Raw genomic sequence first — 21,213 nt, 5'->3', positions numbered from 1 at the left:
TCTCCTTGCTTCCTTCTCCCTGTCCCCGCAGGCTTTCCTCCTTGACAAGACCTTAAAAACCTTATAATTTTTACCCAAATTTTCCCGGCGCCCTCTGCGGCATCCGGCAGTGGAGACCAACCGACCATGCGCACCCTCATTGCTTCTTTCGTCCTGGCCATTTTCGCTTTTGCTGCGACCGGTTGCGCCCTGAATCCGGCCTCTCCGGGAGGGGCCGGATTCGAGAGCGAGCTGGCCCGGCTCCGCCAGGACCAGCGTGACCTCGCCCGCCAGCTGGAGCGGACCCAGGACAACCTCCTCCTCATGGAAGCCCGGGTTCAGGACCAGCAGAAGGTCCTCGAACAGCTGCGCGGCGCCGCCGGGACGGGAAAAGTCACCGAAGGCGGGGAAATGACCGCACCAGGGGAGAATGGGGACGTCCTGGCCTCCCTCGCCCCCGGGGCAGGATCGCCGACGGACATCTATCTCAAGGCCTTCGCCGATTACGCCGCCGGGCGCTACCCCCAGTCGATCCTCGGTTTCGAAGCGTTTCTCAAGACCTACCCCAACAGCGAATATGCCGGTAACGCCCAGTTCTGGCTCGGAGAATGCTATTACTCCCTGCAGCGTTACCCGCGCGCCATAGAAGAATTCCGCAAGGTCGTCGACCTTTATCCCCAGGGGGGCAAGGCCCCCGAGGCCCTGCTGAAAACGGCGGCGGCACAACTGGAGCTGCACCAGATGGAACAGGCCAGGGAAACGCTCCAGGTCCTGCGTCGGCTTTATCCGAACAGCGACGCGGCAAAGAAGTCCCGGCAGGGCGAATAACAAACCGAAGAATTCCGATAGGGGGATTGAATGACTGTCCGAAAAGCGCTGATTCTGATTTGCCTGTTGATCCTCCCCCTCTCCGCCTGGGCCAAAGGGGAAACGAAAACCTACGTCATCAAAAAGGGGGACACCCTCTGGGGGATTTCGCAGAAGTTTATCACCGACCCCTACTACTGGCCGAACCTCTGGGCCAACAACCCCTTCATCACCAATCCGCACCTCATCTACCCCGGGCAGACCGTCGCCATCCGCGACGGCCGCATTGAAATCGTCCCGGTCCTCCCCGAAACCGACGGCGGCGAAATCCCGGCGCAGGAAATCGTCGAGACGCCGCCGGCGATGGAAGAGTGGAGGCAGGAGCTCCCCGAGCCCGTCGAGTCGATCACCATCAAGACCGCCGGAGGCGGCCAGGGGTTTGTCACCCTCGAAGAACTCGACGCCCTCGGCACCATCGTCGACACCGTCGACAACCGCATCCTGATGGGCGAAGGGGAAACGGTCTTCGTCGACATGAAGGAGCTCTCCGCCACCCGTCCCGGCGACAAATTCTCCCTGGTCGAAATCGGCAAAGAAATCCGTCATCCCCTCACCGACAAACTGATCGGTTACCAGATCGCCGACCTGGGGAGCCTGAAGATCACCGAAGTCCATCCGCGCATTGCCACGGCCGTGATCGACTACACCTTCAGGGAAGTGCACCGCGGCGCCCTCCTCCTCCCCTACCAGGCGCCTCTGATGGAGATTGTTCTGAAGAGGGCCGACCGCAGCCTCGACGGAGTCGTCATCAGCAGCGGCGACGGCAAGATTGCTCTCGGCCAGCACGACATCATTCACCTCGACCTCGGCGCCCTCGACGGGCTCCAGGCCGGCAACATGCTCTACGTCTCCCGCCAGCGCCAGGCAAGCGACCTCGGCCTGCAGGGAGACCAGCTTCAGCTTCCCGACATGCTCCTCGGATCGGCCGTGGTTCTCGAAACCCGCGCCCACACCGCCTCGGCCCTCCTCCTCAAGTCGGCGGACGCCATCTACCGCGGCGATAAGGTCACCACCGTGACCGAATAACAAGGGGCGCTGGCCCTGAGTCGATGTGAACAAACAACAAAGGGATTGAAGGGAACTTCAATCCCTTTTATTTGCAGGCCGCTCAAAGACAAACTTAACCACAGAGTCACAGAGGCCACAGAGAAGAGCCGATAACCGGGAACAAATGATCAGAGAGGGACCCTCTCCGCGTCTCTCCTTCCTCGGCGCCTCAGCGTTGATAAGCCCTTTTATGGGTGTTCCATTTTTGGATTGTGCTTCCGTTTTTTTCTACAAGCAGGGAGAGAACGATGACCAAGGATGAACTCGGGTGGCTGCGCCTCCACCTGACCCCGGGCCTCGGCCGGGCCGGCCTCCTCCGCCTGCAGGAGGCCTTCGGCTCTCCCGGGGAGATCCTCGACGCCGGACCCTCGGCCTGGCGTGATCGGGCCGGCATCCGCCCCGCCGTCGCATCCGCCCTCCCGAAGGAAGATGCCCCCCTGTTCGTCGAAGCCGCCGAGCGCCTCCGCCGTCTCGCCGTCCGGATCATCCCCCTCGGCGATGAAACGCGGTACCCCTCCCTGCTGCGGAAAATTCACGACCCCCCCGCCCTCCTCTATCTCCGCGGCACGCTGCCGCCAGGCGACGCCCTGGCGGTGGTCGGCGCCCGCCGGGCCTCCCCCGCCGGCCAGCGCCTGACCTTTGAGCTCTGCCGCGAACTCGCCAGCCGGGGGATCGCCGTGGTCAGCGGCCTGGCGCGAGGGATCGATACGGCGGCCCACCAGGGAGCCCTCGCTGGCGGAGGTCCGACGGTCGGCGTTCTCGGCTGCGGCATCGACCGCATCTATCCGCCGGAAAACGCGGACCTGTTCAACCGGGTCGCCGCCGAAGGCGCGGTGATCTCCGAGTACCCGCCGGACACCCCGCCGCTCCCCGGCCACTTTCCCGGACGCAACCGCATCATCAGCGGCCTGTGCCGCGGCGTGCTGGTGGTGGAGGCGGCCCTGGGGAGCGGCTCGCTGATCACCGTCGACTTTGCCCTGGAACAGGGGCGGGAGGTCTTCGCCGTCCCCGGTCCCGTCTATGCCCCGGCCAGCGAGGGGGTCAACCGTCTTCTCAAGGAGGGCGCCCATCTGGTGACGGAGGTGGGGGACATCCTCGAGGTCCTCTGGCCCGCCCTGCCGTCGGCCGCGGCACGAACCCGGGAGGATGCCTTCGCCGCCACCCTCTCCGGAAAGCCCCTCGAACTCTACCGGAATCTCGAAGAAATTCCCCTTCACATCGACGATCTGGCGAGGAAAAGCGCCTTGACACCCATGGAGGTTTCCGCTATTTTACTGCACTTGGAACTCCAGGGAGGTGTCGAACAACTCCCCGGGGCACGGTTTATCCGCAACAGGCGACCTTGACGGCGCGGGAATCCATGACGAAAGATCCTCAAAAAGAGCGGGTTCTGGCCATCGTCAGCATCATTGCCCAGTACGTGATGGAAGACCGCGGCTTTCTCAGCGAGTCGGAAATCGTCGAAGAGCTGCTGGCCGTAGGGTTCGAATCGGAAGAGATCGATGCGGCCTTCAGCTGGATGGAAAATCTCTCCCTCCACGCCCCCCCCAAGGCCTCGGCCCCCCTCGCCCTTTCCACCCACCGGGTCTTCACCGCCGAGGAGAACCGCAACCTCTCCCGGGAGGCCCGCGGATTTCTGGTGCAACTGCGGACCATGGGGATTCTCGATGACGACACCGAAGAGGAAATCCTTGAAAAGGCCCTCGACGGCGCCGAAGACGAGGTCTCCCTGAGCGAGTTGAAAACCATCACCGCCTTCACCGTGTTCGCCCGTTCCCATGACCAGTGGCGCAGGGAGGTCGACTGCATACTGGACAACGACTGGTCGCGGCTGTATCACTAGCAACACAACCGGGCTGCGGGGGTACCCTGCAGCCTTTTTCTTTGACCTTTTGTCAGGCGGCACCGCCGCAGACCGACCGGGGAGATAGACGCCCCGACCGGCCCATCCCGCCGCTGACCCCATTGAGGCCCCCATGGCACAGACCCTCGTGATCGTCGAATCGCCGGCCAAGGCAAAAACCATCGAGAAATTTCTCGGCAAGGGGTTCAAGGTCCTGGCCTCCTACGGCCATGTGCGCGCCCTCCCCAGCAAGCAGGGATCGGTGGACATCGCCAACGACTTCGAACCCAAATACCATATCCTCCCCGAGAGCAAGAAGCACGTCGACCTGCTGAAAAAGGAAGCCGCCCGCAGCTCCGAACTGATCCTCGCCACCGACCTCGACCGCGAAGGGGAAGCCATCGCCTGGCACCTGCTCGAAGCCCTGGAGATCTCCGAAGAGAGCACCTCCCCGGTCGTCAAGCGGGTCACCTTTCACGAGATCACCAAAAAGGCGATCCTCAAGGCGATGGAGGAACCGCGGCACATCGCCCGCGACCTCGTCGACGCCCAGCAGGCCCGATCGATCCTCGACTACCTGGTCGGCTTCAACCTCTCCCCCTTCCTGTGGAAGAAGATCCGTTACGGACTCTCCGCCGGACGGGTGCAGTCGGTGGCCCTGCGCCTGATCTGCGACCGGGAAAAGGAGATCCAGGGCTTCGACCCCCGGGAATACTGGACCATTGAAGCCGACATGGCGACGGAGCGCAAAGAACCGTTCCGCGCCCGCCTGCACGCCGTCGGCGGCGAAAGGCTCGACAAGTTCGCCATCGCCACGACGGCCGAGGCCGAAGCTCTGGTGGCCGATCTCGAAAAGTCCCGCTTCGCCGTGACTTCGGTGGCGCGCAGCGAAAAGAAGCGTAACCCCGCCGCCCCCTTCACCACCAGCACCCTGCAGCAGGAAGCGAGCCGCAAACTCGGCTTCTCCGCCCGCAAGACGATGACCACCGCCCAGAAACTCTACGAGGGGATCGACATCGGCCAGGGGGACGTCGGCCTGATCACCTACATGCGGACCGACTCCGTCGCCCTCTCCGAAGAGGCGACGGACGAGGCGAGAGAGGTCATCACCCGGGTCTTCGGCAAGGAGTACGCCCTGGAGAAACCGCGGGTCTACAAGAGCAAGGCAAAAAACGCCCAGGAGGCCCACGAGGCGGTGCGGCCGACGGCGATCATCAACACCCCGGACAAGGTCAAGCCCTTTCTCAGCTCGGACCAGCATCGCCTCTACAGCCTGATCTGGACCCGCACCGTCGCCTCGCAGATGGCCTCGGCCATCCTCGACGCCACCACCGTCGACATCGGCTCGACCCCCGGCGCCCCCCGGGAGTTCACCTTCCGCGCCTCGGGCCAAGTGATCCGCTTCCCCGGCTTCATGAAGCTCTACATCGAGGGGACCGACGAGGCCGAGGAGAAGGCCGAGGGGCTTCTCCCTCTCATCAACGAGGGGGAAGGAGTCGAGCGAGGGGAGCTTTATCCCGAGCAGCACTTCACCCAGCCCCCTCCCCGCTATACCGAAGCGAGCCTGGTCAAGACCCTGGAAGAATACGGCATCGGCCGCCCCTCGACCTACGCCTCGATCATGAACACCCTGGTGACCCGCAAGTACGTGCGCCTGGAAAAACGCGCCTTCTTTCCCGAGGACGTCGGCATGGTGGTCAGCGACCTCCTCGTCAAACACTTCCATCAGTACGTGGACTACGACTTCACCGCCAAGCTCGAGGAGGACCTCGACGCCATCTCCCGCGGCGAAGAGCAGTGGCGCCCGGTGCTGCGCGGCTTCTGGGATCCCTTCATCGCCCTCCTCAAGCAGAAGGAGCAGGAAGTCTCCAAGGAGGACGTCACCACCGAGAAGACCGACAAGCTCTGCCCCGAATGCAGCAAGCCGCTGGTGGTCAAGCTCGGGCGCTCGGGGAAGTTTCTCGCCTGCTCCGGATTTCCCGAATGCCGCCACACCGAGCCCCTCTCCGGCGAGGAGCAGGAAGAACCGGTCCTCTCCGAGGAGAAATGCGACAAATGCGGGGCGCCGATGCTCATCAAGATGGGACGTTTCGGCAAGTTTCTCGCCTGCAGCGCCTATCCGGCCTGCAAGAACATCCAGCCCCTGATCAAGCCGAAGGCCCTCGGCATCACCTGCCCCGAATGCAAGGAAGGGGAGATGATGGAGAAGAAGAGCCGCTACGGCAAGATCTTCTACTCCTGCAACCGCTATCCGCAGTGCAAGTACGCCCTCTGGGACCTGCCGATCAACGAACCCTGCCCCAAGTGCGGCCATCCGGTGATCGTCGAAAAAGTCACCAAGCGCGACGGCACCTACCGCAAATGCCCCACCGAGACCTGCGACTACCGCCTGGTGCTGGTGGAGCCGGAGAAAAAGGCGGCGGCCAAAAAGGCACCGGCCAAAGCGCCGGCAGACAAGAAGGAACCGGTCAAGAAAGCGCCGGCTAAGAAGGCGCCGACCAAAACGACGGCTGCCGCGGGAGCTGTACCCAGGAAAGTCGCCGTCCCGGCGAAGAAGAAAAAACCGGAATGATCGCCACTCCTCCGTCAGTGAACAGCGACGCCTCGCCCCCCATCACCATCATCGGCGGCGGCCTGGCCGGCTGCGAGGCCGCCTGGCAGGCGGCTGGCGCCGGGGCCGAGGTCACCCTCTTCGAAATGAAGCCTCAGCGCTTTTCCCCGGCCCACCACTCCCCGAACCTCGGCGAGCTCGTCTGCTCCAACAGCCTGCGGGGAGCGGGGATGAACAACGCCGTCGGCTGCCTCAAGGAAGAGTTGCGCCGCTGTGGCTCCCTGATCATGGCGGCGGCCGACGCCACGGAGGTCCCCGCCGGCGGAGCCCTGGCCGTCGACCGCGACGCCTTTGCCGCCTACCTGACGGAGAAGGTCGAAGCACACCCCCGCATCCGGGTGCGCCGCGAGGAGATCACCACCCTCCCCGCCGAGGGGACGGTCATCGTCGCTTCCGGCCCCCTGACCTCCGAGCCCCTCTCCCAGGAGATCGCCCGGCTCACCGGCAGCGAACACCTCTACTTCTACGACGCCATCGCTCCCATCGTCGAGGCCGACTCCATCAACTTCGACAGGGCCTGGCGGGCCTCCCGCTACGGCAAGGGGGGGGACGACTACATCAACTGCCCCCTCTCGAAGGAGGAGTACTTCGCCTTCGTCGAAGCCCTCAAGGCCGCGGAGAAGGTTCCCGCCCGCGATTTCGAAAAGATGATCCACTTCGAAGGGTGCATGCCCATCGAGGAGATGGCCGTTCGCGGGGATCTGACCCTGGCCTTCGGGCCGATGAAGCCGGTGGGACTCCCCGATCCCCGCACCGGCCGGGAGCCTTTTGCGGTGATCCAGCTCCGCCAGGACAACCGCCACGCCACCCTCTACAATCTCGTCGGCTTCCAGACCAAGCTCACCTACCCGGAACAGCGCCGCATCTTCCGCACCATTCCCGGGCTGGAAAACGCCGTCTTCGCCCGTCTCGGCAACGTCCATCGCAACACCTTCGTCAACGCTCCCGCGTGTCTGAACCGCTCCCTGCAGCTCAAAAGCGAGCCGCGCATCCTCTTTGCCGGGCAGATCACCGGCGTCGAAGGGTACGTCGAGTCGGCGGCCTGCGGCTTTCTCGCCGGGCTCTTCGCCCCGCGCCTGGCTGAGGGAAAAAGCGTTTCCTTTCCCCCGCCGACCACCGCCCTCGGCGCCCTCCTGGCCCACCTGGCCGACTCCTCCCCGGAAGGATTCCAGCCGATGAACGTCAACTACGGCCTCTTCCCCCCCCTCGAAGGGCGCAAAATGAAGCGGGCCGACCGGCGCCTGGCCATGGCCGAACGGGCCCTGGCCGATCTCGGGGAGTGGTGGCGGAGCCCAGACAGCAAACAATTTGCACATTAATACAGCCTTATCGCGCTTGCTTTTCCCTCTCGGCAATGGTATTTAATTCGGAATTTCAACGGACTCGGATAACAAGCTTTTTTCTGCTTCAGTCTGGAATCCTCCGGCGTCCACCGTACTCATCCCCAAGAGCCGGAAAAGCGATGCACGAAAAATTCTTACCCATCCGTCCTCTCCCGCCCGGCGAACTCCTATCGGTTCTTCGGGATCATGCCGTCCTCTCCCGTTACAGCCTGGCCCTCTACAACGACGCCGAAATCCTCCTCGCCCGCCATGGCCAGACCGAGCGCTTCTGCGGAAGTGCCGCGGAGAGCCCTTTCTGTACTGAACCCTGCCAGAGCGTGTGCCGGCCGAAAATCAACTGGAGAGGGACACGGATCCGGCCCCGAGTCTACCGCTGCCCCGGCGGGCTCCTCTATTTCGTCATCCCTTTCAAACACGAACCCGCGGTCGACTATATTCTCCTCGGCGGAGGCTTCCGTGAAAAGTTCATCGACATCGGCCGTCTCGAACGCCTCGCCAGGGAACGGGGGGTGAACGGCATCGACCTTCTTGAAAGCTGGGAAGAGCTGCCGTCGACATCCCTCGAGGAGATGCACCGCACGGCGGAAGAGGCCAATCTCCTCCTCGAATCCCTCGGCAACGGCCAGTTTCACGCCCTCTCCCTGGAGCGGATACTGACCCTGTTCAACGGTGTCGCCGGCATCGGACCCGAACTCGACCGGGTGACCTCGACTGAAGGGGTATTGGCCCTCCTCAGCGAGTCCCTGACCATCCTCTTCTCCTTGTCGCGAATTGCCGTCGCCCTCCCTCTCCCCGACGGGGGTGTCAGCATACGCGATCTCCTCGACCACCAGGCGCCAACCCTGCACCACGACGGCAAGACCGGCTCCATCCTCCTCCGGGGGGCGGAGCGCAGACATTTCCTTCTGAGCGGCGAACGGGCGGCCCAACTCCTCCCCGGGTACGAGGTCAAGCGTCTGGTCTGCTTCCCCTTGAACGCCGGCGGACGTTTTTCCGGGTGTCTGCTCCTTGCCGATCCCCGGTTGAGTTCCAGCGAGCTGGTTCTTGTGGAGCTGCTGGTCAGCCGAGCGGCGATCCGTCTCCGCCTGCTGCTGGACGATCAGGAACACGGCCGCGACCTCTTTCTTACCAACCGCTTCATGGACAGGCTCGGCGCCCTGACCCTCGCCCGTAGCCGCAACGAACTTTTGGGGAGCGTTCTGAACGCGGCCACAGAGCTTCTGAGAGCACGAAAAGGGTCTTTGATGCTCGTCGACAACGCCGGGCAGACCCTGCGCATCGCCGCCAGCAAGGGGATCAACCGGGAGCTCGCCGTCAACCTGCGCATCCCCGTCGGCCATGGGATCGCCGGGGGCGTCGCCCAGCGGGGTGAAATGCTTCTTGTGCGGGACATCGAGCACGACCCGCGCATCGCCGCGGCAAACCGCCCCCGCTTCCAGAGCAAGTCATTTATCAGCCTCCCTTTCAAGATCGGCAAGCGGATAATCGGCGTCCTCAATCTCTCCGACTGGGAGACGACGACTCCCTTTACCGTCACCGAGGAGAAACTCCTCGGTGCTCTCCTTGACCACAGCGGAGCCCTGATCGAACGCGCCGAAAGCATTAAGCGAACCAAACACCTCGAAGCCCTCACCATCACCGACCCCCTCACCGGACTTTACAACCGCCGTTTTCTCAAAGAACGCTTCGAAGCCGAGATCAGTCGTGCCATCCGGAAGAAGGAGTCGCTGGCGGTGATGCTCATCGATCTCGACCATTTCAAAAACTACAATGATCTCTGCGGCCACCTCGCAGGAGACGCGGTATTGCGCCAGACCGCCCGTATTCTGCAGCGCAGCGCCCGGGAGATGGATCTCGTCATCCGCTTCGGCGGCGAGGAATTCTGCGTCCTCCTCCCCGGAGCCAGCCTCAGCGAAGCGCTGCACGTCGGCGAGCGGATGCGCAGGGCCATCGAAACGGAGCCCTTCCCCCGCCAGGGAAGCCAACCCCTGGGAACCCTGACGGCCAGCTTCGGCATCGCCGCCTACCCTGAAAACGGCCTCTCGGCGCAGAGCATTCTCGGCGCCGCGGACGTCGCCCTCTACCAGGCCAAGGACCAGGGACGCAACTGCATCGTCCTCTCGGAACCGATGGTCCCCCGGGAGAAGATCTCCTACCTCTGATCTGCCCGGCGTTTTTCCCGTCCCCGCCCCCTCCGCAACTGTGCTACACTCCTGTCCCATCCTTCAACCCTTTTGCCTCAGGAATAACCATGAATCCCCATTCCGCCGACACCGCCGGAGGAGCGCCCCTGCTCGTTCTGGCCTCGGCCTCCCCCCGACGCCGCGAACTGCTGGCCTCCGTCGGCCTCCATTTTTCCGTGGTGGCCAGCGACGCACCGGAAGAGGAGATCCCCGGCGAGACGCCGCAGGAGCATGTGGTCCGCCTGAGCAAGGACAAGGCCCGCCAGGTCGCCGGGCGCCCCGAGGTTTCCGGACGCTGGTTCATCGGCAGCGACACCATCGTGCTGCGCGACGAGACGATCCTCGGCAAGCCCAAGGATGCCGAAGAGGCCGCCGCCATGCTCGCCTCCCTCTCCGGGCGCAGCCACCGTGTCCTCTCGGGATACGCGGTTTTCGATCGCCAGACCGGCTCGACGGTGGCCGGAGCGGTCTCCACTCTTGTGCGGTTCAAGGAGTTGACAGAATCGGAGATCGCGGGGTACATTGCCACCGGCGAACCCTTCGACAAGGCGGGCTCCTACGCCATTCAGGGGATCGGCGTCTTCATGGTCCTCTCCATCAAGGGGAGCTACACCAACGTCGTCGGACTCCCCCTCTGCGAAGTGATCGAGGTGCTCGAGCGCCTCGGGGCGGTCCGGCTCTTTGCCTAGACACAGAACATAGAACATAGAATACAGAAGAAGGAAGAAGGAAGAAGGAAGAAGGAAGAAAGAAGAAAGAAGAAGGAAGAAGCGATTCTGTATTCATCTGTGCATCAGGGTGAATATTTTTTCTGTTGCGGAGCACCTCAACGATGAGCTTAAAAGCCAACCTGCAGACCATCCGCGCCGGGATCGAGACAGCCTGCCGCCGCTGCGGCCGCGACCCGCGGACGGTCCGCCTGGTGGCTGTCTCCAAGACCAAACCGGTCTCCCTCATCGAGGAAGCAGCGGCCGCGGGGCAGACCCTCTTCGGCGAGAGCTACGTTCAGGAGTTCGTCGCCAAGGCCGAGGCGATAGCCCTCCCTCTCGAATGGCACTTCATCGGCGCCCTGCAGAGCAACAAGGTCAAATACCTCAGGGGGCACACCGCTCTCATCCACTCCGTCGACCGCTATTCGCTGGCCGCCGAGATCGACCGCCAGTGGGCCTCCCTGGAGGAGCCGGCCGCCATTCTCATCCAGGTCAACATCGGCGAAGAAGCGAGCAAGTCGGGGACGACGGCCAAAGAACTCGAAGAGCTTGTGCGCCGCGTCAGTCTCCTCCCCCACCTGCGCATCCGCGGCTTGATGACCCTCCCCCCCTACTGTGAAGACCCGGAAGAGGTCCGCCCCTACTTCCGCAGCCTGCGGCAACTGGCGCTCACCATCGAAGAACTTAAACTCCCCGGCGTCGCCATGGAGGAGCTGTCCATGGGGATGAGTCACGATTTTGCCGTCGCCATCGAAGAAGGAGCGACCCTGGTGCGGGTCGGCACGGCGATTTTCGGCGAGAGGGAAAGGAACTGACATGAAAAACATCGGCATGCCCCGGGCTCAGTGGGCCTCCCGCCTCGGCTTCATTCTCGCCGCCGCCGGCAGTGCCGTCGGCCTCGGCAACATCTGGAAGTTCCCCTACATCACCGGCAACAACGGCGGCGGCGCCTTTGTCCTCGTCTACCTGGGGTGTATCGCCATCGTCGGCTTGCCGATCATGATGGCCGAACTGATGATCGGCCGACACACCCAGCGCGACGCCGTCGGCGCCTTCGTCCAACTCGAGGGGAAGCGCTCCTTCTGGCTCTCCGCCGGCTGGGTGAGCGTGATCGCGGCCTTCATCATCTGCTCCTACTATTCGGTGGTCGCCGGCTGGACCCTCGACTACGTTTACCGGGCCCTCATCGGCAGCTTCAGCGGAGAGCCTGCCGAAGCGATCGAATCGATGTTCGGCACCTTGATCGCCGACGGCCCCCGGCAATTGATCTGGCAGGCGATCTTTCTCCTGTTGTGCCTGGGGATCGTCATCGGCGGGGTGCAGAAGGGGATCGAGCGCTGGAGCAAGATCCTGATGCCGATTCTCTTTCTTCTTCTCGGTCTCCTCTTCATCAACGGCATGCTCAGCAAGGGGGCCTGGGAAGGGTTCGCCTTCATGTTTCGCCCCGACTTCAGCAAGCTTTCCGCCGGCTCGGTCCTCGAAGCCCTCGGCCACTCCTTTTTCACCCTCTCCCTGGGGATGGCGGCGATGATCACCTACGGCTCCTACCTCAACAAGACCGAAGACCTGCTGGCGGCCAGCCTGCGGGTGGTGATCCTCGACACCCTCATCGCCCTGATGGCGGGACTGGCGATCTTTTCCGTGGTCTTCTCCGTCGGCATGGAACCGGCGGCCGGCCCGGGCCTGGTCTTCAAGACCATCCCCGTGGTCTTCTCCCAGATCCCCGGCGGCGCTCTCCTGGCGATCGTATTCTTTCTCCTCCTCGCCTTTGCCGCCCTGACCAGCAACATCTCTCTCCTCGAGGCCCAGGTCGCCTACTTCATCGACGAACGCGGCTGGAGCCGGAAAAAGGCCACGGTCTTTCTCGCCGGACTCGCCTTCGTGGTCGGCATCCCCACCGCCCTCTCCTACAACACCCTCGCCGACTGGGAAGTCATCGGCGAGCGCAACTTCTTCGATTCCGCCGACCTCATCGCCTCCAACTACCTCCTGCCGATCGCCGGTCTCCTCATCGCCCTCTACGTCGGCTGGTTCTGGAGCGGCAGCAAGGAAAAGGAGGAACTGGTCGCCGGCGGCTCCGGCTGGGTCTACCCCACCTGGCACTTCCTGATCCGCTACGTCTCCCCCCTGGCCGTCGCCGTCGTCCTCTATTTCAAAGCCAAGGAAAGCGGACTCTTTACCTGGCTGGGGGGATGGTTTTAGTAGAAACATAGAACGAAGAATACAGAACACAGAATATAGAATAGTTCTTCCCTCTTCTGTATTCCCCATTCTGTTTTCTATATTCTGTATTCTGTATTCTGTGTTCTGTATTCTGTGTTCTGCCCCTCCTCCCCCCCGGTCCCCCATGCCCATCGACACCTTCCTCTTTGATCTCGACGGCACCCTGGTCGATTCGGTGGCCGACCTGGCCACCGCCGTCAACCTGCTGCGCGGCGAACTCGATCTTCCCCCCCTCCCCCGGGAGGCGGTGCGCAGCTACGTCGGCGACGGCGCCACCCTTCTGGTGCAGCGGGCCCTCCCTCCCGGCCTCTACAGCGAACGGCGGTTGCAGCGCTTCCTTCGGCTCTACGGCGACCATCTTCTGGAGGAGACGGCGATCTATCCGGGGATCCGCGACTTTCTCGAAACCTTGCACAACCGGCGCCTGGCGGTGGTGACCAACAAGCCCCTGGCGTTGACCCTTCGCCTTCTTGACGGGCTGCACCTGCGCCGCTTCTTCCCCGTGGTTCTCGGCGGCGACAGCTGTCTCACCAAAAAACCCGACCCGGCCCCCGTCGTCGAGGCGCTGCGACAGCTGCAGCGCCCGCCGGAATCGGCGGTGATGATCGGCGACCACCACACCGACCTGCGAGCCGGCCGTGCCGCCGGGGTCCGCACCTGTTTTTGCGCCTGGGGAATCGGCGAGAGCGGCGGAGTCGCCAGCGATTTTTTCGCCGCGACCCCCTTCGACCTCCCCCGCCTCTTTCCGGGAGCTGCGCCGTGACCGACTCCCCCACCATCGGACAGAAGGAGATCAGCCTCTTCTTCTTCCCCCTCCTCCTCAACGTCCAGCTGATGGGGGTCTCCCACTCCATCATCAACGCCGCCCTGGCCCGCCAGGAGGACTTTCTCACCGCCCTCGCCGCCTTCTCGGTGGCCATGGTTCTGCACCTCTTTTTCGCCTCCCCCTCCTACCAGAATCACACCATCACCATCGCCGTGGTGCGCGGCCGCCGCTCGCTGCGCGGCACGGTGATCTTCGTTTCGCTGGTGGCGACCTACGTCTCGACCATGCTCGCCCTGATCGCCTTCACCCCCATAGGAGACCTGGTGCTCGTCCGGCTTCTGGGAGTCTCCGGAGAGGTCGCCGCGGAGGCCCGCTCGGTCATCGCCATCCTCGTCTTTCTCCCCTTTTTCACCGGATTCCGCGGTCTCTTCCAGGGTCTGGTCATCCGCGCCCGGCGCACCGGCCTGGTGTCTCTGGCCACGGGGGTGCGGATCGGGGCCCTCTTCGTCTTTCTCCTCCTCGGCCGCCCGTGGTTTTCCGGCCCCGCCCTCGGGGCCTTCGCCCTCCTCACCTGCATCGCCGTGGAAACCGCCTTCATGGGGTTTTTCGCCCTGCGCTGCCACCTCCCCCTCACCGGCTGCCAGGACGAAAAGGGAACCCTGGAGATCCTGCGCTTCGCCTTCCCCCTGGCCTACTCCTCCTGCCTGCAGCAGGCAATCCCCCTGCTGATCAACGCCGTCATCAGCCGCCTCCCCGACGGCACCCTGGCCCTGGCCTCCTTCGGCGTCATCCGCGGCTTCCTCTTTCTCCTCGCCGGGCCGATGCGCAACCTGCAGCAGGTCTATCTGACCCTGGTGAAAAATACCGCCGACGCCCGGGTGCTCGCCTCCTTCTGCCGCCGGGTCGGAAGCGGCATGGGGGTGCTGATGCTCCTTACCGCCTACCCCCTCAACACGGCGGTCCTCGGCCGGATCATGGGGCTCGAAGAGACGATGCGCACCTACATCGCCCTGCCGCTGGCAGTCTGCGCCGTCTTCCCCCTCCTCTACGGCGCCAGCAACCTGCTGCGCGGCTACTTTACCGGCTCCCATCAGACCGGAATCCTCGGACGCTCCACCGTCTACAAAACCCTCTACCTCCTCGGCTGCTGGGGAATCCTCACCCTGCGCCCTCTCCCCCTTCCCGGCGTCGCGATCGCCATCGCCCTCTTGATCAGCGCCGAAATCTGCGAGGCCTCCTACCTCCTCGGCCGGCGCCGCTACCTCCCCCTCTCCTGAGGACCCTTGCACCCTCCCGGAAGCACGGCGTACAATAAGCCACCAAGGAGACCGCCATGGAGAAGAAACACCCCTGCCCCGACTGCCGCCAGTGCCAGTGGTGCTCGGACGACCGCTGCCGGTTGTGCCTGAAGACCGGCTGCGGCAAAAAATTGAGCATGGCCGAGCAGATTGAGCTATACGAAAAGCTCAACGCCCCCGACTGCCCTCCCCCCGAGTCCAATTCGTAGTTTCTCCGAAAGATCCGTGCTCCAGCCGCAATCTGCCGAGACCTCTTGGACTGTATCTATATCGATCCGCCTTACAACACGGGCGGTGGGGGCGTAGTTGGGGTCACGTCTTTCGCCGACGAAATAAAAAAAAAGGGGGGCTTGTGAAGCCCCCCCTTTGAAATGCCGCGTATTCTAGCCAGCCTCTTGTTCCATCCCCTTTCTTATCGTAAAAAGGTAATCGATCAGTGCTTCCTTTTCTTCATTGGAGAGCTTTTGCAGCCCATGTTTGTGCATCAAATTGAGTGTCAAATGCCAGGCGTCCCTCGTAAACCCGGTTCTTTCAGGGTTTGCCACCGAATCATGGCAGGACACGCAATATTTATTGTGCAGAGAGTATCCGTCTTTTACCGATTTTGCATCGAGCGCAAAACTGCTTGTGACTTGCATGGCACAGATGAAAATCGCGATTAACATGATTGCTTTCATCGGTCTCTCCCCTTAGTTAGTGGCAGCAGCATGTGCTTTTCATTGAACAGTTGACATCAATACGACTGGAATTTTTCCATTTAAATAATAGTTTTTCCATTTTTGGCTCGTGGAAGGAGATTTCATCCAGGCTGAAATGACTTGTAAAGTTATCGAAGGCGGTCTGGTCATAGATCAAAAAAAGCGACGTTCCCTGGCCATCTGTAAGCTGCAAGGCTTGCCGGTGATGGATCTTGTTCGCGAAATGCAGCGTACTGACCAGCAGGTCAAGAAACTGGATCGAAAAATGCTTCATTCCGTTTTGCGTGCTATAAACAAGCAGCTGCAATTGATTGTCAGACCCGATCAGCAACCCGATTTCCGCCGTAATAAAGTAAGGTAGGCAGGCATCGAACTCCTCGAAGCGAGGGGTGCAGGTGGGCATGTCGAAGACGCTGCGGTCGGAAAGTAGACGCTGCTCTTCAATGGAAAGTTGACAGTCCTTTGTTTCGCTCGTGGAGGGATAAAAATGGACCGACAGACTGACGTACTGGCTCCCTTTGAGAGGTTCATGGTCGTGCAATCTCAGAAGAAACCCGCCTTGCACAGAATCGAGCCAGAAGTACCAGGCGGGTTCATCTTTCCAGACCTGGCTGATACCCTTGAAGCCGGCGGCCTTGCAGGCGTCCTCGTGCCAGGTCAGGTATCTGAAGGCATTTTCGACCAGATTCCTGGTGGCTGCATGTGCATCGATCAGGGTCATATGACCCCTCTTTTGCTCAATTCCTTTGCGATTTCTATCGTTTCAACACCCTCGTAAACAATTCCCTGATCTCGGGCCATTTGTTCAAACATTTCCCTGGGGTAGGCCAGAGTCAGAGAATAGCTCAGTTCGTAGGAATCGAAGAATCCCCCCGTAGCCATGCTGGTACCGTTCATCGCGTCCTGGATTGAATTGTTTAAATCGCCGAAGGTTTCTCTGAGGCCGTCGAATCCTTTGACGGCGCTACGGAGCGTTTCGCCGAATGCATCTCTAAAAAAATCGCGTCGTTTCATGCTTTTTTCCGGATCAGTATGGCGTTGAAATACTTGTCATAGACAAAAATCAGAGCCAGGGACATGAGGGTCCAAGCCAGGGAGGTTTCATCCATGTTGCCGATGCCAGGGACGCGGTCGACAAACTTGGGGCCGACTGTTTCGCTGTAGTAAAAGACGTAGAGAAGCGTTCCCGCAAACGATACTGCGAATAGACGCGCAAGGAGGTTAAACCATCGGCTTGAAGTCTGGACCACATTATTGAAAAACACTTTGATTACCACTAAGCCGAGCATGAGGAAGGCGGCGATCTCCGCAGTATGCAAGTACCTGAAGCGCGGATCATCGGTGTAATTACCGCCGGTAAAAGGTTCATACCAGAAGTGGGTCATTACTGCCTGGGCAATACTCATGAATACGAAACCGCCCACCATTGAAATGAGCAACGCGGCCAGGAGGCCCCACAGGGAGCCTGATTTGTCTCCGCGCATCAGGTTGAAAGGGAAGCCGTCGGCACAGTTCACCAGGAACATAATCAGAAAAAGACCAGCAAACATCCAGCCGAGATGATAGAAGGAACTGGCCGTCATCGCTATTTCTTCCCACCAGGGCATTACTCCGGCAAAGATCTGCCTCGGGACGAACAGGGCTGTTACGTTGGGATGATAGAAGATGGCATAAACAATGATAGCAATGAAGGCTGTCGCAAAGAATTTGCTGGAACCGACGATCCTTCGCTTCAGGCCGCTGTCGTCCCAGGGAGCATCGCCCATCCCTGCATTCCAGACGTACGAAACCCAGATAAGTGCTGTGGCCAGGTAGAGGATCGCCAGCGATGAGTTTTCGCGAGCGTTCCACATTTCAAGACCGGTTCCTCCCGTGTCGATCAGCGCCTGAGGGCTGAAATAGGTAATGCCGAACTTCCCCAGAAGGTTCCAGAAGAAACCGTAATAAACAACCAAAAAGAAGGCCGTCGTACCGGCCAGCAGCACACCCCCCCTGCCAAGGCTCCCCGCCTCATTCCGGTAACCGAAAACATCCGCAAAAAGAATAACCGCATAGAGGAAGAGTGCGACCAGGGATAGTCCATAGAACGGCGTGAACAGCTTGAATACCCCGTTGGAGGGCGCAAAGAATAGCCGCCACAGAGCAAAATTGATGGCGACCATGACCACGAAGGCAATCAGGCCGTGCAGATAATTGTTTTTATGTGCATTCATCACAGCACCTATAGATTCGTGGCAGAGGCCAAGCGCAATGACCAGGCCATTGCGCTTGGCGGATCATCAGAATACGACCGTGTCACCGTTGGCCAGGAAAACATTGCTGTCCTTTGCGACGGCGGACTGGCGCGGATAAGTCTTATAAGTATCGGTACCTTTGACGATCGGCAGGCCGGCCTTGGCGGCATTTTCGGCCCAAATCCAGCCAGTGCAGTGATTGCAGCCCATTTTGGTCGGGTTGAATGCTTTAGCCCCCTTGATAAGATCGTCGAATTTTGGGTCCCAGTTCTCGAACAACGAGACATGCAGCCCACCGTAACAGCCGTAAATCTTGTCGCCGCCCTGAATTTCGCGCCGTGCGGTGGAAAACAGGGTAAGCAGGCCCGGGTGGCAACATCCGGTGACTGTGACAATACCTTTCCCTTTAACGTTGACGTAGATGACGCTTTCGCCGCGCACTCTGAGCAGAATCGGTACATCGAAATTCTTGACGGCTACGCCAGGGTACAGTTTGTAGAAGTCCTTGGAATTGGTTTTGACCAGTTTGCCTTTGAAAGGAACGTCATTTTTCGCCAACAGCACACCCTTTGCCTCAAGTTTTCCGCCGTTAAGCAGTTTTTCGTCCTCAGGATACATGGTTTCCGGGCCGTACATGGTGATCTTGTCGTTATGCTTAAGAGTCGATTCAATACCCCAGAAATGATCAAGGTGCCAGTGGCTCTGCACCATGGTGTTGATTTCGCCACTGGCAAGCATCTTGTCTATACCATGACGTTTAAAGACATAATCCATCCATTCGTTGTTCCAACCAGAATCGAGCAGCAGTTTGTTGATGGTGCCATCGAGTTGCTCAATTTCGAGCAAAGCAGAGTACCCGCCGGAGTTTTTCGGGTCCCAAGGGATATCATACTGGTTAGTGCTCGCCCCACCGTAGTTGGTGATATCCGCCTTGAACTGGTCGTTGTTAAACCAACTTGTTTCGGACAGAACAGTGACCTTGAGACTTTTACATTCTCCAATGTCTTCCTTGCCGCGAGCAAAAGCCTTGGTCGGGTTCCCTAATGTCCCAACTGCGGTGACGCCTGCTGCGGTTGCTCCAAGAGCCTTGAGAAAACTGCGCCTTTTCATTCCGTCCTCCTTTGTTGTGCGGTGCCATGCTGATGTGCCCCTGCCGTTTACTAAGGATTAAAGAGACCTTTAATCAGGAGCCAGTTGCCATCCAAACTTATGAGATGGCGTTTTACAGTGAAGTCTCCATCTGGAATATGTATTAACATATATATGTTTTTTTAAAATTCCAGTCAATACTAAAAATCTATGTTTTTCAATAATTTAACGGGAGCCTGTTGGTAAGGAATGAGATAAAAAATAAACCGATGGAATCGGTAAACAATATAATATCGTTTTATTTCCGTCATATTACGGGCGGATTAGCGCCCTGTAGTGGGCGATTTTTCCGGCTCCAAAAAACAAAAAGAGCGGGGTCCCGTAAACTGGGATCCCGCTCTTTTTTTTCGAAATACCGGTACGATTCAGCAATCGCCGCAGGATTTGCCGGAAGGGCGAGGGAGGAAATTGCGGCCGATGAGGATCAGCAACAGCACGGCCGGCAGGGCGGCCCAGGGGGAGGATCCTGCTTCGGCGCCGTGGTGCACCCAGGTGGTGATGTCGGCGCCGGTTGCGGCGTAGAGGCGGTTGACGAGATAGCCGCTGACCAGGGAACAGAGGGCGATGGACGCCAGATAGACGGCGGTGATCTTCCGACCCCAGAAGCGGGCGACCACGGCGAGGGTGGCGGCGTTGGTCGCCGGACCGGCAAGAAGAAAGACGAGGGCGGCTCCGGGGGAGAGCCCCTTGAGGACCAGGGCGGCGGCGATGGGGGTCGAGGCGCTGGCGCAGATGTACATCGGCACCCCGGCCAGCAGCATCAGAAAAAGGGAGGTGTATTCGCCGCCGAGATGGCGGGCAAAGAACGCGGCGGGGACCAGGGCGGCGATGATCCCGGCGAGAAGAATGCCGAGCAAGAGCCACTTGCCGATGTCGCCGAGAAGCTCGCCAAAAGCGTAGCCGAGCCCATCGGCAAGACGCTTCCGCAGGGACGGCGACGGAGCGGGAGTCTCCCCGCAGGCGCTGCCGCTGCAGCCGCACCCCGGAGCCTGAGGGGCTGCCGGAGCCTCCTCCTCGTCGGGGAGGACGTTGATGAGGAGTCCGGTGACGGTGGCAGTGACGAAGGCGGCCAGGGGGCGGACCACCGTCATGATCGGATCGAGGAGGGCCCAGGTGATGGCGATGGAATCGACCCCGGTCTCGGGGGTCGAGACGAGAAAGGCCGCCGAGGCCCCCTTGCTCGCCCCCTGACGGCGCAGCCCGATGGCCGCGGGGATGACTCCGCAGGAGCACAGGGGGAGGGGGATGCCGAAGAGGGAGGCCTTGAGAACCGAGGCGACGCTCCTGCTCCCCAGATGCCGGGCGACCATCTCGACGGGGAGCAAGGCCTTGAGGAGTCCCGCCGCCAGAAAACCGAAGAGGACATAAGGAGCCGCTTCCACCAGGAGCCCCCAGCATTCCAGCAGGATTTTCCCAACCAGTTCAAAGAGCATGGGACTATTTCCCGCCCAGTTCCCGGGAACGGCGGCTGGCACTGGAGACCGCGCCCATGAGCGCCGCCCGCAGTCCCCGCTCCTCCAGAGTCTTCACCCCGGCGATGGTGGTGCCGCCGGGAGAGCAGACCTTGTCCCGCAGCGCCGCCGGGTGCTCGCCGCTTTCCTGGACCAGTTTCGCCGCCCCCAGCACCGTCTGCACGGCCAGAGCCAGGGCGGTCGGCCGGGGGAGCCCTTCGAGGACCCCGCCGTCGGCGAGCGCCTCGATGATGGTATAGACGTAGGCCGGCCCCGAGCCGGAGAGCCCGGTCACCGCATCCATCTCCTTTTCGCTGACGACCAGGGCGGTGCCGATCGCCTCGAAGAGGCGCTGCACGAGGAGGAGGTCCTCGTGCCGGCAGAACTGACCGGGGCAGAGCCCGGTGGCCGCCGCGCCGACGAGGGCCGGGGTGTTGGGCATGACCCGCACCACCCGGGGGGAGCCGTCGAAATGAGCTTCGAGAGCCGCCGTCGAGACGCCGGCAAGAATGGAAACGAGGAGTTGCTCGCCGCTGAAATGGGCCGCCACCCCGGGGAGGACCTCGGCAACGGCCTGCGGCTTGACCGCCAGCACGACGACTTCGCAGGTGCGCACCACCTCGTCGAGTTCCGCCGTCGTCCGGATGCCGTACCGCTCCTCAAGCAGGGTACGTCGCCGTTCTTCGAGCTCGGCGACGAGGATCCCCCCGGCCGGGAAGGTTCCGCGAACCAGCCCCTTGATGATGGCTTCCGCCATGTTTCCCCCGCCGATAAAACCGATGCTTGCCACCGATGCCATGATAAGTCCGTC

Annotated in this window: 20 protein-coding genes; 13 read left to right on the top strand and 7 right to left on the bottom strand. The window is 61.4% G+C overall.

Translation table 11 applies throughout. The features are described from left to right. The first annotated feature begins 126 nt into the window (after positions 1-126). From ybgF to DSOUD_RS18665, 13 genes are all read left to right on the top strand, one after another. Positions 127-807, top strand: coding sequence for a tol-pal system protein YbgF (gene ybgF / locus DSOUD_RS03595; RefSeq protein ID WP_053549718.1), 681 nt, complete (start codon positions 127-129; stop codon positions 805-807). Between the two features lie 30 nt (positions 808-837). After that, positions 838-1,872, top strand: a complete 1,035-nt coding sequence (locus DSOUD_RS03590) for a LysM peptidoglycan-binding domain-containing protein (protein ID WP_053549717.1) — start codon at positions 838-840, stop codon at positions 1,870-1,872. Between the two features lie 269 nt (positions 1,873-2,141). Beyond that, positions 2,142-3,239, top strand: coding sequence for a DNA-processing protein DprA (dprA, locus tag DSOUD_RS03585; protein WP_082351050.1), 1,098 nt, complete (start codon positions 2,142-2,144; stop codon positions 3,237-3,239). 14 nt (positions 3,240-3,253) lie between these two features. Continuing rightward, positions 3,254-3,736, top strand: coding sequence for a Smg family protein (locus tag DSOUD_RS03580; RefSeq protein WP_053549716.1), 483 nt, complete (start codon positions 3,254-3,256; stop codon positions 3,734-3,736). 133 nt (positions 3,737-3,869) lie between these two features. Continuing rightward, on the top strand, positions 3,870-6,308 hold the full coding sequence (gene topA, locus DSOUD_RS03575) for a type I DNA topoisomerase (RefSeq protein WP_053549715.1): 2,439 nt from the start codon (positions 3,870-3,872) through the stop codon (positions 6,306-6,308). Next, the gene (gene trmFO, locus DSOUD_RS03570) at positions 6,305-7,666 is read left to right on the top strand and encodes a methylenetetrahydrofolate--tRNA-(uracil(54)-C(5))-methyltransferase (FADH(2)-oxidizing) TrmFO (RefSeq protein ID WP_053549714.1); all 1,362 of its coding nucleotides are present in this window, start codon (positions 6,305-6,307) and stop codon (positions 7,664-7,666) included. Before topA ends, trmFO begins: the two co-directional genes overlap by 4 nt. 143 nt (positions 7,667-7,809) lie before the next feature. After that, positions 7,810-9,852 carry a diguanylate cyclase gene (locus DSOUD_RS03565; RefSeq protein ID WP_053549713.1) on the top strand — a complete coding sequence of 681 codons (2,043 nt, stop codon included), beginning with the start codon at positions 7,810-7,812 and terminating at the stop codon, positions 9,850-9,852. 89 nt (positions 9,853-9,941) lie between these two features. Then, a complete protein-coding gene (locus DSOUD_RS03560) occupies positions 9,942-10,562 on the top strand; it encodes a Maf family nucleotide pyrophosphatase (RefSeq protein WP_053549712.1) in 621 nt (206 codons plus the stop codon). Positions 10,563-10,705: 143 nt separating this feature from the next. After that, positions 10,706-11,398, top strand: a complete 693-nt coding sequence (locus tag DSOUD_RS03555; protein WP_053549711.1) for a YggS family pyridoxal phosphate-dependent enzyme — start codon at positions 10,706-10,708, stop codon at positions 11,396-11,398. Between the two features lies 1 nt (position 11,399). Continuing rightward, on the top strand, positions 11,400-12,785 hold the full coding sequence (locus DSOUD_RS03550; protein WP_053549710.1) for a sodium-dependent transporter: 1,386 nt from the start codon (positions 11,400-11,402) through the stop codon (positions 12,783-12,785). A gap of 145 nt (positions 12,786-12,930) precedes the next feature. Next, on the top strand, positions 12,931-13,569 hold the full coding sequence (locus DSOUD_RS03545; protein WP_053549709.1) for an HAD family hydrolase: 639 nt from the start codon (positions 12,931-12,933) through the stop codon (positions 13,567-13,569). Then, on the top strand, positions 13,566-14,849 hold the full coding sequence (locus tag DSOUD_RS03540) for a hypothetical protein (RefSeq protein WP_053549708.1): 1,284 nt from the start codon (positions 13,566-13,568) through the stop codon (positions 14,847-14,849). The genes DSOUD_RS03545 and DSOUD_RS03540 overlap by 4 nt, the downstream gene beginning before the upstream one ends. Before the next feature lie 56 nt (positions 14,850-14,905). Further along, the gene (locus DSOUD_RS18665; protein ID WP_198300357.1) at positions 14,906-15,079 is read left to right on the top strand and encodes a hypothetical protein; all 174 of its coding nucleotides are present in this window, start codon (positions 14,906-14,908) and stop codon (positions 15,077-15,079) included. Positions 15,080-15,253: 174 nt separating this feature from the next. Here DSOUD_RS18665 and DSOUD_RS03535 read toward each other — a convergent pair whose 3' ends face one another. The 7 genes from DSOUD_RS03535 to proC all read right to left on the bottom strand — a co-directional run bounded on the left by DSOUD_RS03535 (position 15,254) and on the right by proC (position 21,201). Continuing rightward, positions 15,254-15,547: a c-type cytochrome gene (locus tag DSOUD_RS03535; protein ID WP_053549707.1), complete on the bottom strand. Its 294-nt coding sequence runs from the start codon at positions 15,545-15,547 to the stop codon at positions 15,254-15,256. A gap of 16 nt (positions 15,548-15,563) precedes the next feature. Continuing rightward, positions 15,564-16,289: a hypothetical protein gene (locus DSOUD_RS03530; RefSeq protein ID WP_053549706.1), complete on the bottom strand. Its 726-nt coding sequence runs from the start codon at positions 16,287-16,289 to the stop codon at positions 15,564-15,566. Further along, positions 16,286-16,582 (bottom strand): hypothetical protein, encoded by a 297-nt coding sequence (locus DSOUD_RS03525; protein WP_053549705.1) that lies wholly within the window; start codon positions 16,580-16,582, stop codon positions 16,286-16,288. The genes DSOUD_RS03530 and DSOUD_RS03525 overlap by 4 nt, the downstream gene beginning before the upstream one ends. Beyond that, positions 16,579-17,781, bottom strand: coding sequence for a hypothetical protein (locus tag DSOUD_RS03520; RefSeq protein WP_053549704.1), 1,203 nt, complete (start codon positions 17,779-17,781; stop codon positions 16,579-16,581). The genes DSOUD_RS03525 and DSOUD_RS03520 overlap by 4 nt, the downstream gene beginning before the upstream one ends. 66 nt (positions 17,782-17,847) lie before the next feature. Further along, positions 17,848-18,912 (bottom strand): twin-arginine translocation signal domain-containing protein, encoded by a 1,065-nt coding sequence (locus DSOUD_RS03515; protein ID WP_053549703.1) that lies wholly within the window; start codon positions 18,910-18,912, stop codon positions 17,848-17,850. Between the two features lie 404 nt (positions 18,913-19,316). Further along, positions 19,317-20,384: an SO_0444 family Cu/Zn efflux transporter gene (locus tag DSOUD_RS03510; protein ID WP_053549702.1), complete on the bottom strand. Its 1,068-nt coding sequence runs from the start codon at positions 20,382-20,384 to the stop codon at positions 19,317-19,319. Between the two features lie 4 nt (positions 20,385-20,388). Further along, positions 20,389-21,201 (bottom strand): pyrroline-5-carboxylate reductase, encoded by an 813-nt coding sequence (proC, locus tag DSOUD_RS03505; protein ID WP_053549701.1) that lies wholly within the window; start codon positions 21,199-21,201, stop codon positions 20,389-20,391. Positions 21,202-21,213: the final 12 nt, after the last annotated feature.

Origin of the sequence: Desulfuromonas soudanensis, from assembly GCF_001278055.1 — a bacterium.
In the GTDB taxonomy this organism is placed as follows: domain Bacteria; phylum Desulfobacterota; class Desulfuromonadia; order Desulfuromonadales; family WTL; genus Deferrimonas; species Deferrimonas soudanensis.
This window is presented reverse-complemented; position numbering and strand designations above follow the sequence as displayed.